Source organism: Limosilactobacillus portuensis (assembly GCF_028607025.1).
Taxonomy (GTDB): domain Bacteria; phylum Bacillota; class Bacilli; order Lactobacillales; family Lactobacillaceae; genus Limosilactobacillus; species Limosilactobacillus portuensis.
In genome coordinates this window covers 464,306-478,062 of sequence record NZ_CP117296.1, presented here as the reverse complement: position 1 = coordinate 478,062, position 13,757 = coordinate 464,306, and the positions used below count along the sequence as shown (strand labels likewise).

At 40.3% G+C, this 13,757-nt stretch carries 13 protein-coding genes; 3 read left to right on the top strand and 10 right to left on the bottom strand.

Annotated elements, in window-relative coordinates; translation table 11 throughout:
* Window positions 1-120: 120 nt before the first annotated feature.
* From PRK60_RS02260 to PRK60_RS02235, 6 genes are all read right to left on the bottom strand, one after another.
* Entirely contained in the window at window positions 121-1,140 is a 1,020-nt protein-coding gene (locus PRK60_RS02260) for a lysylphosphatidylglycerol synthase transmembrane domain-containing protein (RefSeq protein WP_273646227.1), read from the bottom strand.
* The gene (locus tag PRK60_RS02255) at window positions 1,140-2,165 is read right to left on the bottom strand and encodes a glycosyltransferase family 4 protein (RefSeq protein ID WP_273646226.1); all 1,026 of its coding nucleotides are present in this window, start codon (window positions 2,163-2,165) and stop codon (window positions 1,140-1,142) included. Before PRK60_RS02255 ends, PRK60_RS02260 begins: the two co-directional genes overlap by 1 nt.
* A gap of 3 nt (window positions 2,166-2,168) precedes the next feature.
* Window positions 2,169-3,386: a glycosyltransferase family 4 protein gene (locus PRK60_RS02250; RefSeq protein ID WP_273646225.1), complete on the bottom strand. Its 1,218-nt coding sequence runs from the start codon at window positions 3,384-3,386 to the stop codon at window positions 2,169-2,171.
* Window positions 3,387-3,543: 157 nt separating this feature from the next.
* Window positions 3,544-5,274, bottom strand: a complete 1,731-nt coding sequence (ptsP, locus tag PRK60_RS02245; protein ID WP_102168413.1) for a phosphoenolpyruvate--protein phosphotransferase — start codon at window positions 5,272-5,274, stop codon at window positions 3,544-3,546.
* Window positions 5,274-5,540: a phosphocarrier protein HPr gene (locus PRK60_RS02240; RefSeq protein WP_003716808.1), complete on the bottom strand. Its 267-nt coding sequence runs from the start codon at window positions 5,538-5,540 to the stop codon at window positions 5,274-5,276. The genes ptsP and PRK60_RS02240 overlap by 1 nt, the downstream gene beginning before the upstream one ends.
* Window positions 5,541-5,656: 116 nt before the next feature.
* A complete protein-coding gene (locus tag PRK60_RS02235) occupies window positions 5,657-5,842 on the bottom strand; it encodes a hypothetical protein (RefSeq protein ID WP_102168414.1) in 186 nt (61 codons plus the stop codon).
* 234 nt (window positions 5,843-6,076) lie between these two features.
* On the opposite strand from PRK60_RS02235, the gene PRK60_RS02230 reads away from it, so the two are divergent.
* The 3 genes from PRK60_RS02230 to proC all read left to right on the top strand — a co-directional run bounded on the left by PRK60_RS02230 (window position 6,077) and on the right by proC (window position 10,082).
* Window positions 6,077-8,272, top strand: coding sequence for an ATP-dependent Clp protease ATP-binding subunit (locus PRK60_RS02230; protein WP_270512915.1), 2,196 nt, complete (start codon window positions 6,077-6,079; stop codon window positions 8,270-8,272).
* A gap of 312 nt (window positions 8,273-8,584) precedes the next feature.
* Window positions 8,585-9,307, top strand: coding sequence for a MucBP domain-containing protein (locus PRK60_RS02225; protein ID WP_102168416.1), 723 nt, complete (start codon window positions 8,585-8,587; stop codon window positions 9,305-9,307).
* A complete protein-coding gene (gene proC, locus PRK60_RS02220) occupies window positions 9,297-10,082 on the top strand; it encodes a pyrroline-5-carboxylate reductase (RefSeq protein WP_273646224.1) in 786 nt (261 codons plus the stop codon). Before PRK60_RS02225 ends, proC begins: the two co-directional genes overlap by 11 nt.
* Window positions 10,083-10,426: 344 nt before the next feature.
* Here the strand turns inward: proC and PRK60_RS02215 are convergent, their stop codons facing one another.
* The 4 genes from PRK60_RS02215 to PRK60_RS02200 form a co-directional block, all read right to left on the bottom strand.
* Complete coding sequence (locus PRK60_RS02215; RefSeq protein WP_146001919.1) at window positions 10,427-11,500, bottom strand: hypothetical protein; 1,074 nt, start codon at window positions 11,498-11,500, stop codon at window positions 10,427-10,429.
* Between the two features lie 275 nt (window positions 11,501-11,775).
* Window positions 11,776-12,483, bottom strand: a complete 708-nt coding sequence (locus PRK60_RS02210) for a hypothetical protein (RefSeq protein WP_102168419.1) — start codon at window positions 12,481-12,483, stop codon at window positions 11,776-11,778.
* A complete protein-coding gene (locus PRK60_RS02205) occupies window positions 12,476-13,348 on the bottom strand; it encodes an ABC transporter ATP-binding protein (protein WP_178696072.1) in 873 nt (290 codons plus the stop codon). Before PRK60_RS02205 ends, PRK60_RS02210 begins: the two co-directional genes overlap by 8 nt.
* Window positions 13,326-13,709: a GntR family transcriptional regulator gene (locus PRK60_RS02200; RefSeq protein WP_273646223.1), complete on the bottom strand. Its 384-nt coding sequence runs from the start codon at window positions 13,707-13,709 to the stop codon at window positions 13,326-13,328. The genes PRK60_RS02205 and PRK60_RS02200 overlap by 23 nt, the downstream gene beginning before the upstream one ends.
* Window positions 13,710-13,757 lie beyond the last annotated feature (48 nt).

Sequence of the window (13,757 nt, the reverse complement as noted above, 5' to 3'; positions counted from 1 at the left end):
CTTTCTCACCCTCACTCTACTTGAATATATAAAATCCAATTACACAAAAATAAACTTGCTTTCCATTGGAAGCTTCTAAATTATGCTAATCATTCACCATGATTCGATAATCCATAAAATTTATTTGCGATGTTGAACTCGATTTGGCTTGACGATTAAAGCAATTATTCCAGCAAACATCCCAAAATAATACGTTAGTAACCGCCAAAGAAGCATTGCTAAAATCAATTTAGTATTTGAATTGACAAAACTAGCAAATAAAACTGAAAAGCTATACTCTGCTCCTCCTGCACCCCCAGGAATTGGAAATAGCGAAATCACCATAAAAATTAACACATGCAGGCTAACCACCATTATGAAGTTAATATGATGAACACCTAACGCAAGAAGAATAAAATACGGAATAATGTAGTAGAAAAAGAGCTGAGCGATTGTGACAACGCATACCTTTGCTAACTTACCATATTCCTTTTTCATTTTTAAACTTTCCTGATAGAAAGAATCAATTTTCTCGTTCAAAAGAATTTTCATTCTCTCATATCGCTTGGCTTTCATAAATAACGCAAGCGGTTTAATAAGCAGGTTAATTGCTTTTTTAGTAAAGTGGTACCAATACATTACCATTAGTAGGCCAACAATAACAGCAAGGTGAATTGTAAAGCCAAAGACAACTAATAATGCTAATGCATGAAGCTTTTCTTCAATATAGTGAAACCCAATTAGCAGTGAGATAAGGAAATTTACCACAATCATTGCTTGGAAAACAACAAATTTCATCAGAAGAACTGAACTAGCAATCCCCCCGTCAACACCTGATTGAATCATTGCTACTAACTGTGCAGGCTGTCCGCCAGTTGAAAATGGGGTAATCCCATTAAATAACTGTTCAATTAAAGGTAACCGAAATGAGTCTTTCCAGGTAAAATCTGGATAGCGATCCTTCATGAATATCTTTACCACAACTCCCTCTAAACCAAGGTAAAGACAAATACAAATAACCGCAACGAGCATCCATCCCCAATTAATTGTATTAAATTCCTGAATTAAAACATGAAGATTAATGTCACGTAAGGCGTATACAAAAATCCCCACCCCAATCAGGAGCATCATAGCCAGGACGCCCCAATTACGTCGGCTCATTAATTAGCCTCCTTTGCTTGTTGTCGGTAAAAGCGATCCCAAACCCTTGCAAGATGTTCTTTCGAGTAACGCTTTGAAGTTTCAACCGCTTGTTTCCGTAAGTAATTCAATCTTTCTGGATTATGGGTAAGCTCTACAAGCTTAGTTTGCATCTCACCGACATCCTTAGCTGGCTCGTAGTCCCCATCAATAATTGAATGATATAAATCAAGATCACGAAGCATCACCGGGGTTCCACAACTAAATGCTTCAAGAACTGACATCGGGAATAGTTCGTTAAATGACGGAAGTAAGAATAAGTCAGTAGCATTATTTAATTCTGCAATCTCTTTTCGACTAACAATACCAGTAAATAGCAAATTTGTTGGTGGATTATCAACGACTTTTTTTAACTCACTGTAACCATCAGTTAATCGACCAAACGAAAAGCCGCCTGCCCACACAAACTGAATATCAGGATTTTGTTGAGCTAGTTTAATAAAGTCAGGGACTCCTTTTCGCTCCTGGATCTGACCGCTTCCAAGAACCACGAACTTATCCGCTGGTAAATGATACTTTTGCCGATATTTTTGACGAGTTGACTTGTCAACCGGGAAAAAGTTATCTGAATCAACAAAGTTAGGAATATACGTTACATGATCACGAGGAATTCCGTATGCTACTAACTTATCAATAAAGGATGGATTAACAACAACCAAGTGATCCATCCTTTTATAAAAGGCGATTACATACCGATAAAAAAGTCCACGAAATGGTTGTGGGATTTGCAGGCTTCCCTCTAAAGTTTCGGGAAGAAAGTGAACGTAGCCGATTTTCCGTCCACGCTTTTTAGAAAACGTTGAGAAATAAAAGGGCAGATCAATCGTGTGGTAATGACTGATCTGACTTTTTCGATATTTATTAATCGCAATGTCAAACTGATCGGCAAAGCGAGTTCTTAAAAGATGAATTAATTCTATGTAAGCACTGCCGACCCCTTGTCCAGCAACCTTATCGGCAGACGAAAACATGGTAATTTTTAACATTGCTTAACTCCTCGATCGATGAAAAAGATTCCGAAACGTACCCTTTGATTGATCAGATTGCTTCTCAGCCATTGTCTCTTGGCAATCCCGATAAAATTTAAGGATCCGCTGAGCAAATACTTCAGCAGAAATCTCGTGTAACTTTGCATCACGTTTATCTTGTTCTTCAGGTGTCCGTGGATTATTAAGGTAACGGAGAACACCGTTAACAAGATCAATTCGTTTTTGAAAGCTAACCCCAATTGCTGGATCATCAATTAACTCATCGGTATAGTCACTTCTCATTACCACAATCGGTAAATCAGACGCCAACGCTTCATCGTATGTCAATCCCTGTGATTCAGAATCAGACGCCGAAACAAAAACATTTGCCATTTGATAGTAGTGATGAACGTCATCATTATCAACCTGACCCGCAAACTGAATATGATCAGTCAAATGCAGGTGACGAACCTGACGTTCCAAAGTTTCTCTTGCAGGTCCATCCCCGACTATCAATAACTGAGCATCAGGCTTTTTAGCTAAAATATCGGGCATCGCTTCAATCAAGGTATGAATATTCTTTTCAAATGCAAGCCGACTTAGCGATAAGAGCACTGGTGTATCTGGTTTATATCCCCACTTGGCACGAAGAGCATCCTTCTCTTCAACGGAATCCCGCTGACCATATACTCGCAAATTAATCCCAGTTGGAATAATCCGAATTGGCGCGTCAACATTATAAGAACGCATCGTCTCTAACACCCGTTCACTCGGTGCTACTACTCCAGAAATATTATGAAGATAGATATGGGCTAACCGACCAACATCCTTTGGCTTCAGAATATGGCCATTAGCAATATAATGAAGGTAGTCCTGATACATTGTGTGATAGGTATGAAGGCAGGGGATGTTTAAGTGATGAGCAACAACCTTGCCCATTACACCTAATGAAAATTCAGTTTGATTATGCACAATATCTAATTGAAGTTTCTCTGCAATCTTGATTGCGCGAAAGGCACCCCGAATCGCAATTCTTCTGTCCGTAAATGACACAAAGGGAATACTTGGAAAACGGTAAATACCATTTTCCTCGTCATCGTCCTTTGCTTTAGGATCCGTTGTGGTAAAAATATATACCTGGTGTCCCTGAGCAATTAGTTCATCACGGAGCGTCTTAATCGACGTCGCAACTCCGCTTACTTGGGGAAAATATGTATCTGTAAAAAGACCTATCTTCAAGATAATTGCTCCTTTTTTCTTTAATCTCAATTTAAAATAATTGCAAGATCATTATACAAAAGCATTTAACAATCCGCAAAAAGATATCCCAACAATTGTAGACTGTTCAATCAGCAACAACAAGTTTTTTTGACAAATATTAAGATCACTTAAGGATTTATTCGATAATTTTAGGGACCGCCTGACGAATCAATCGTTCAACTTCGGCAGCGGTTACCGCATTAAGAGCTTTATGGACTAACGGTTGTAGTTGGCGAGTATTAAGTTGATTAATTAATGATCGAATATGTAAAATACTACTACTATTCATGGAGAACTCATCTAATCCCATCGCCATTAACAATGGGGTTGCTAATGGGTTACTTGCCATTTCACCGCACATACTTACCCATTTACCTTCAGCGTGAGCGGCATCAATGACTTGCTTAACCAAACGAAGAACAGCCGGATGCAATTCTTGGTAAAGATAGGCGACACGAGGATCTCCCCGGTCAGCTGCAAATAGGTATTGAATTAGATCATTACTGCCAATACTAAAGAAATCGACCTCGCGGGCAAAGACATCTGCCATCACAGCACTTGAGGGAATTTCGAGCATCATTCCAACTTCAATATTATCTGCCACTTGAACGCCTTCATCTAATAGATGTTGCCGCTCTTCATCCAAAATTTTTCGTGCCTGCCAAAATTCTTCAACTGTTGCGATCATCGGAAACATAATTGCAAGACGTCCATATACAGACGAGCGGAGAAGTGCCCGCAACTGTGGACGAAGAATTTCAGGTTTAGCGAGGCCAATTCGAATTGCCCGAAAACCAAGAAACGGGTTATTTTCTTGAGGCAGCTTTAGCATTCCAAGTTTTTTATCGCCACCAATATCAAGCGTGCGGACCACGACTCGTTGTCCCGGCATTTCGGTTAAAATTTGTTTATAAGCCTGTGCTTGCTCTTCTTCCCCGGGAAGCTGTTCACTACCTGCATACAAGAATTCGCTCCGAATAAGACCTATTCCTTCGGCCCCGGTTTGCCGAGCATCGAGGACATCAATTGGTGTTCCAACATTAGCTACAACCTTAAAATGACGGCCATCGGTACTAACAGTTTGCTCATCCTTTAAGGTCCCCCATTCTTGTTGTTCGCGATCGAATTGGGCGGCCAATCGCTGATAATGATCCACTTCTTCCTCTGACGGATTAGCAATAACTTTGCCATGAATCCCATCAACGATCAGTAAATCACCATTTTTTATTATTTTAGTAGCGTTTTCAGTCCCAACAACTGCCGGTAATGATAGAGTTTTACTCATGATTGTAAAATGGGAAGTCCGACTCCCATCATCAGTTACTAGCCCAGCAACAAACCGCCGATCAAATTGGGCGGTATCGGTTGGTGTAATATTTTGGGCTACAAAAATTGCCCGATGATCTAAAAGGTTTGGATTGGGAAGTTCGACCCCCATTAAATGACTAAGCACTCTTTTAGTAACGTCCTTAATTGCCGTTGCTCGTGACGAAAGATAGTCATTATCATTCATTTTTTCAAGGATTTTTAGTTGCTCATCTGCAGTTTTCTTAATTGCCCATTCTGCAGAGAAGTGATCACGATTAACTTTTTTAAGAATTTCAGCATGGAGGGACCGGTCATCTAAAATTGCCAGCTGATCGTCGACAACCGCAGCCGCCCTTTTCCCCAATGACTTATGGGCATGCTGACGAATTGTTCGAACTTCATTCAGCGTTAAAGCAAAAGAATCATGAAGCCGTTTGACCTCATGATTCTCATTTGCTGAATATTGTTGGTTAACAGATAAATCTGGTCCCACTAATAGGTAGGCGGGAGCAATCGCAATTCCACTGCTCGCTGCCAAGCCATTTAAAAGTGTGGACATTAGTCTGTTAGGCCTTCCTTCTTCATTGTTTCAGCAACGGCATCCAAAGCTTCCTTCTCATCGTCACCCTTAGCAGTAATGGTAACTGAAGCATTTTGACCAACACCAAGTGACATAACACCCATGATGGACTTCAAATTAACACTCTTACCTTCGTATGAAAGGGTAACATCAGAGTTATACTTAGAAGCTGCTTGAACCAGGATAGTTGCTGGACGAGCGTGAATACCTGTCTCAGATGTAATTGTAAAATCACGTTTTTCCATAATTAATCATTCTCCTTCGAGCATATTAGCAAATTATCAGTGGCCAGCCCCTGATAATTTCATTGCTTTTATTTTAGCAATTGTAAACTTCAATTACAAGTTCTCTCAACGATTGATTATCGCTTTTTTAATCGATATGTAAGCGTTCCCCCACGATGAGCTTCAGCTTCAATTTGTGTCCGATATTGATAACCATGAAAAACCGGCTGAAACGCTTGAAATTCCTCTGGAGTAATATCAAAATGACTAGTCTTTCCCGAATGCAAGTCATCAAGTTCCTGTTGATAATCTCTTTCTGTCATTTAACCACCTCATTAAAGGATCTCTGACTTTTTCACCACCCTTATTTTAGCATTCATCTGTTAAGAGTGCTAAAATTTAATAGAAAGTCTGACTAATTTTTTCTTAAACCGATTCATTTGGCTTGCAGTCAAACAAAAAGTAAGTATAATTAACATCAATGGTCAGGAAAGGTCAAAGATAATAATTTCCTTTTCGATGGTCGGATCTATTTTATTAAGGGGGTATTTTTTACGGTGCTTTGTCAAAATTGTCATCAGAATCCTGCAACGATCCATTTACAAATGAACCTTAATGGCCAACGAGTTCAACTCGATTTATGTCAAAACTGTTATCAAAAATTACAAAACATGCAAACAAATATGATGAATGGAGGTAACGGAATGAATAATTTCGGTTTTGGAAGCCTCGAAGACTTCATGAATGCCATGAATAATATGCAAAGTCAACAAGCTGCTGGTAATGGAGCTGCTTTTAGCGGTCAAAACCAACGACAAGGTGGCAACGGCGGCCGTGGTAAGGGAATCCTCGGTCAGTATGGTATTAACTTAACTGATCTTGCTCGCCAAGGAAAGATTGATCCAGTTATTGGTCGTGATAACGAAATTAAGCGAGTTATTGAAATCCTTAATCGCCGGACTAAGAATAATCCAGTCCTAATTGGTGAAGCCGGTGTCGGTAAGACTGCTGTCGTTGAAGGTTTAGCTACCGCAATTGTTTCCGGTGAAGTGCCAGAGAAGCTTGCTAACAAGGAAATTATCCGACTTGATGTTGTTTCCCTTGTTCAAGGAACTGGAATCCGGGGACAGTTTGAAAAACGGATGCAACAATTAATGGCAGAAGTTCGGAAGAACAAGAACATCATTCTCTTCATTGATGAGATTCACGAAATCATGGGTGCCGGTAACGCTGAAGGCGGCATGGATGCCGGAAACGTTCTAAAGCCTGCCCTTGCTCGTGGTGATTTCCAGCTCCTTGGTGCTACTACCCTTAACGAATACCGGAAGATTGAAAAAGACGCTGCCCTTGCCCGGCGGTTCCAACCAGTTGAAGTTAATGAACCTTCAGTTGATGAGACAATTCGAATTCTTAACGGAATTAAAGGTCGCTACCAAGATTATCATCACGTTAAGTACACGGACGATGCAATCATTGCAGCCGCTAAACTTTCTGATCGCTACATCCAAGAACGATTCCTTCCCGACAAGGCAATTGACCTGATGGATGAAGCGGGTTCACGGAAGAACCTAACATTGAAGAATGTTGATCCAAATGCAATCGAAAATGAGATTCACACCGCTGAAGCTCACAAGCAACAAGCAGCAGATAACCAAGACTACGAAAAGGCTGCCTTCTACCGTGATCAGGTAAGCAAACTTGAAAAGGCTAAAAAAGAAGCAGAAGAAAACCATTCTGAAGAATCCGCAACGGTAACCGTTAAGGATATGCAGGAGATTGTTGAAGAAAAAACTAATATTCCTGTCGGCGATCTGCAGAAGCAAGAAGAAAACCAACTTCGGGATCTTGATAAGAAGCTTGACGAACATGTCATTGGTCAAACTGAAGCAGTTGATAAGATTGCGCGGGCAATTCGCCGGAATCGGATTGGCTTAAACAAGTCTGGTCGACCAATTGGGAGTTTCCTCTTTGTTGGACCTACTGGTGTTGGGAAGACCGAGACAGCTAAGCAACTTGCGCTCCAGCTTTTTGGTTCTAAGGATTCAATGATCCGTTTTGACATGTCAGAATACATGGACAAGACATCTACTTCAAAACTTATTGGTGCCGCCCCTGGTTATGTTGGCTATGAAGAAGCTGGTCAATTAACCGAACAAGTTCGTCGTCACCCATACAGCCTAATCTTATTAGACGAAGTGGAAAAGGCTCATCCTGACGTTATGCACATGTTCCTGCAAATTCTTGACGATGGTCGATTAACAGATTCACAAGGACGGACCGTTAGTTTCAAGGACACGATCATTATTATGACTTCTAACGCTGGAACTGGCGATGCCCAAGCTAGTGTTGGTTTTGGTGCTGAATCAACCGGAAGTACTCACTCAATCATTGATAAATTGACCAATTACTTTAAGCCAGAATTCTTAAACCGGTTTGATGACATCGTTCAGTTCAATGCCCTCAGCAAGGATAACTTAATGAAGATTGTTAACCTGATGATCAGTGATGTTAACAAGATGTTGGCTGACCGTGACTTATCAATCACCGTTCCTGAAGATGTTGATGAGAAGTTAGTTGATCTAGGATATGATCCAAAGATGGGGGCTCGTCCCCTTCGTCGGGTAATTCAAGAACAAATCGAAGATCGGATCGCTGACTATGTTCTTGATCACAATGATGCTCACGAACTTGTCGCACAATTGGATAAAGACGGTAACATTACTGTTGGCGCTGCACAAACTGCAGATAAATAACATTTAAATTATTGATGAAAAGAGGGAGCGTGAATAGGGTTCCAGAGTTCGGTTATACCGGACACTGGAACCCATTTGCGTACCGCACTGTTCGTATTTGAACTTGGTAAAAGTACTTATGTCACAATCTCTTTAATATTTACTAGTAGTCTCCGAACTTACAGAGTCTAATCGCGGAAATCCGAATAGGCTCTTGAATGGGTCAATTTCCAGCTTTTTTCTATCTTTACACTTTGTTAACCTGTTCATCACAGAGGTTTCACCTTATCAATGCTATAATAAAGAGTAAATATAGTTGACGGGGTGAAAAGGATGGAAGATAAGTTCAAAACAGGAAACCCAATTTGGGTCTACTACACAAATATTGATACTGGAGAAAATCTGGTTGTCCCCCAACTTTTACGGGGATTTCTCGGAGAAAGGTATTCTGTTGAAAAGAAGCAATTCGACGGTTACCAATTTATCAAAAATGAGGGTGAATTAACCGGAAAATTTGATGATCAACCACATAGCATTCACGTTTATTACCGAAATAAAAACTGGGGTGAAGTAGAATCGATCGAAATGTATCTTCACCTCAATGCGGTTACTGCGGTATATGATATGCCAAATGGGATGCAAGTCGGCACGCCCTTCCCGGACGATATTGTTCTGAAAGCCTTTCACCGTGTTGCAACGAAATCAGGCGAATTTTGGTACGAAATTGGTAGCGACCAGTGGGTAAAATATGACAAGATGACAATTGTGGATAACCCGTTTAAAACTGAAGATGAGGATTTCCAATCTAAACTCGCTGACAACATGGCAGTCATCCCAATGAAGAAGACAAAGGCAGTGATTGACTACCTTCCAGGAAAAGCAATTGATGCTTTTGATAAACCATATGGCGATAAAGTTAGCGAAATTAAGGATGGTCAAGAAATCACAATTACCGGTAAGATGAGTGATAATGATGAAATCATCTGGTATAAACTTGGTAATGGAACATTTATTACCGGTAATTACGTCAAATTGGAGGAGCAAAATGAAGACTAATCAACAAACCATCGCGGTTATCGGTGTTGGTAATATGGGAACTGCAATTATCAAGGGGCTTATAAATACAAGACAGTTTAAGATTATTGGTGAAAATCCAACTAACCCTCATGTTACCTCTCTCGGGCAAGAACTTGGCTTTACCGTTGTTAATAATAATCTTGATGTCGTCAAAGCTAACCCTGACTTTGTTATCCTTACTACCCCCGCACCGATTACTCTGAAAATTGCTCAAGAACTAAGCCAACTTCCCGTCTCAACAACCGTTATTTCAGCAGCTGCTGGTGTTTCATTGCAGAAATTACAATCAGTAATTGCCGATGCTACTGTAGCTGCAATGATTCCAAATACACCGGTCGCTGTTAATGCCGGGACAATTGGACTTACTCTCCCTGAAGAAATTCCTGAAGAAAATGCAAACAAAATTATTACCTTTCTTGAACTATTAGGGGATGTGATTCCCGTTAGCGAGGAGCAACTGGAGATTGTTGGCGTTATTGGTGGTTGCGGTCCAGCATTTGTCGATGTTTTCATGGATGCCATGAGTGATGGCGCCGTAGCAAACGGCATGGGACGACAAATAGCTTATCGGTTAATTTCCAGCATGGTTAAAGGTACCGGTAAACTAGCATTTGATACTAAAAAGCTCCCTGCTGAACTTCGTGATCAGGTTACTTCGCCAGCTGGCACGACAATTAAGGGTGTACTGGCCTTGGAAAAGAACCGGTTCCGCTATGCTGTAATTGATGCGATTAATAAGGCAGCTGGAAAATAAAAAATGTCAATAATTTTAAAATAGTAATCCCGTCACTAACCTGCTAAATGGTTAATGACGGGATTGTTTATGTTTTGGGCTAAATAATTGTCGAGAAATTGTTAGCTTTCCGCAAGTTCTCGGCAACATAGCTAAGATCTGCTCGCCAGGGAATTGATAGTGCTAACAACCTCCCTCTCAGATATTCAGCATCCAGTCAGGAGAAATTGTTATTCCTAATGCAGCATAGCTAAGATCTGCTCGCCCTAACCTTCCTCGAGCTAACGACCTCCACCTCCGACGACGAAACGTCGTTCGGTGGAGAAATCGTTAGCCACCGGAAGGTTTTAACGGGCTCGCACTCTTTAATTATTTACCTCATCCTCGCCTTCGGGACTTTGCGGGTAGTCAAGGTCAGCGTAATGGTGGTTAGCTTGTTTTTGGGCTGTTGATTGACTGGTGTAAAAGACATTATCAGTTGTTACATTATCTCCGTTAGCTGAAACAATAACCGGTGTCTGTTTACCGTTAATAGTTTCATGATGCAGGAGGTAGAACTGTCCCTTATTCTCAGTATCACACCATCCACGAATATTTAACCAATTTTGATTATGAGCATTAACAAACTTTGCACTCTGCCAAGTCTGAGTTTGCTTTTGAACTGATTTGTTCTTTGCATCTGGACTTGAAAGGAAGTCAGGATATTGCTTATATAACCATGACTTAGTTGAATTATTATTCGTAGAGATAGTAATTGTATGCTCACGAATCGTTAGTACAGTTTGCTGGTTGCCATCAGCAGAGTACCAAACGCCCCGCATTGACTTTGGAGTGGTAAAGACTGCCTGACGACCGAATTCATGGTTTGCAGCATCATTCCGTCCTGAGCGTTCGTCATATACCTTGCTTTGCTTTGTCAGTTTTTGAACCTTACTTGCTTGACTGTGCTGGTTAATGTAGTAAACCATATCATTTTGGCTAACCGTTCCCAGCTTCTTCGCTTTTTGGCCCTTCTTAACATTTTCATAGATGTTAATACTACCATCATCATTTAATGTGTAGGCAACATCAGCAGAATTCTTTTCTGGTGTCGCGTTATAAAGGATTCCGGAACCATCTTCACCGGTAGCTCCAGGATTATCCAATCGGTAATCACTCGTATCGTAAAGGTTTGTCCGTAGTCCACTGTTTTTCGCGCTATTAGCAACCTTGGCCCAGTCACCACCGTATTTCTTACTACTGTAAATCGTTACTAAGCTACTAACCTCTTGTGGTGGCATATTTGTTGAATCAAGGTTTACTTTTTGATTATTAGTGATTGCAGAACTTCCTGATGAACCCGATGAAGAATTAGAATTTGCTGACTGAGCACCGCAGCCCGCCAACAATAACGCCAAACCAACAACAGATAATTTTCCTATTAATTGCTTATTAACCACGTTTAACACTCCAATCCTCTTTTTTCACGATAATAACCAATCAAAAACATAATGATAATTATCAATTGATTTATTATACATCACTATTTATACGCCTATATCTTAACCTTTTGCAGCATAAAAAAGCAACTAATAACCTTTCGTACAATTAAATTATTTATATAAAATAAGTCACAGCGTCAAATATTAGGCACTGTGACTTATTTCTGTATTGTTTGATGTTGTGAGGAGCCACAAACGCAAGCAAGTTCTCTGCTGGCTCACACTCTCTTTCCTTAGTCCCTTCTCAATTGCATTCTATCGTTAAAGAACTTAGAAAGAAGAACAACAATAACCATGGTAACTCCCCAAATAATCCACCAAGTACTTGAAGAACCAAGAATTGTCCAAAGAGCACTACTAGGACCGATCCATTCATTATGCTGATAGTCAATATTAAGACTCATCATTACCCTAACAAATGCAACTAAGAAAAGAATAAATAGGATTGGTAAACCAATACCAACAATCCACTTCCAGGTCCGATTAAGCAAGCCAAAGCCATTACCAATCATTTGAAGAATCAATACGCTAGAAAGAAGTACTAATAGTTGCATCCCCATCGCTTGCCAACTTGCTAGCGGGTGCTCAAACAAACTTAGTAAGTTATTAACCACCCAAACTCCGATAGTAGCAAGAACCAAGGCAATCAGCCGTCCCCACCAAAGTGTCTTGCGTGAAATTCCATTTTGAATTGTCCATTTAAAATCATCGTAGGCAGTGATTAAGAAATAACCGAGTAAAATCATTGTAAATACTGGCGGTAATACTCCCGGAATTCCTTGCAAGCTAACAAGAAATGAATCAATACGATGATCAATTAGCAATTCAACAAGATATCCCAAAAAGACTACTCCGACAGCCCAAACAGCAGCAACAGCTAACGCCCAACCAAGGCGATGAAAAACATTGGTAATTACTAATCGTTGTTCATGACTAAGCATCTTTTTGTTGACCCCCATTCGTTAAGTAGATAAATAAGTGCTGTAAATCATAATGTCCAACCTGAACTTGATCAGGAAGGATCCGATCTTCTGGCAACTGATCAAAGACATGAGCCGTGCGGATATTTCCCAAGTCAGTTGTTGAAAGGACGTTCAACCCTTCAGTGTATTGATCAACTAATTTTGCCGGACCTGAAATATCGTATGCCCGGTCCAATAAGTCCTGAACATCGGTATCCTCAAGGACCTGATGACGATCAATCAAGATCACATGCTCAACCAGCTGTTGAATTTCATCAATTAAGTGGGTTGAGAGAACAATCGTCCGTGGCCGCTTTTGATATGACTTAATTAATTCTTGATAGAAGATTTCACGGTGGTTAACATCTAATCCTAATACCGGTTCATCAAGAAAAATATAATCAGCATCAACGTTTAGTGCCAAGCTAATCTTAGCAGCGGTTTTCTGACCAGTAGAAAGTTTGGCAAATTTTTGATTACCTTCAAGTTCAAACCGCTTAAGCATTTGTTCAGCATTTTGATAATCAAAATTGCCGTACGCACCGTCAGCGAGGTCAAACATTTGGTTAATCTTAACTTGTTTATAGTAAAGATTATCTTCTCCAATAAGGAAAACCTGATCCAAAGTTTGATCAGTGTTAACTTCCTGATCGCCTAACTTAATCGAACCAGATGTCGGAAAGATCCGGTTACTGATTAAGTTTAAGAGGGTCGATTTCCCTGCCCCGTTTCGACCGAGCAAACCATAAATTTTTGCCGGCTCTAAAGTAAATGAAACATCATCAAGAATTACCCGACGACCAAATTTCTTTGATAAATGACTAATCTTTAATTGTTCCATCATGCTCACCCCGCTCAATTAATTCGACTAAATGTTGCTTATTAATTCCTAATTTATGTGCTTCCACAAGGAGAGTTTTGACATAATCCTTATAGAAACTTTCTTTACGCTCTTCCATAATCTTTTGTCGAGCCCCCGTTCGTACAAACATTCCGCGTCCACGGTGCTTTTCAATCAACCCCGCATCAACCAGGATATTCATCCCTTTTAAAACCGTTGCTGGATTAATATGTAATTGCTGGGAAAGCTGGGTAGTTGATGGTACCTGGCTCACTTCATCAAAGCCGCCGGTAAAAATCATTTCTTCCAATTGACTTGCGATTTGTTGGTATAACGGTGTTGACTCGTTAAAGTGAAATTGCAAAAGATCATCTCCTTGACAGTCAATCAGTCATTTTGTTAATTACTTATG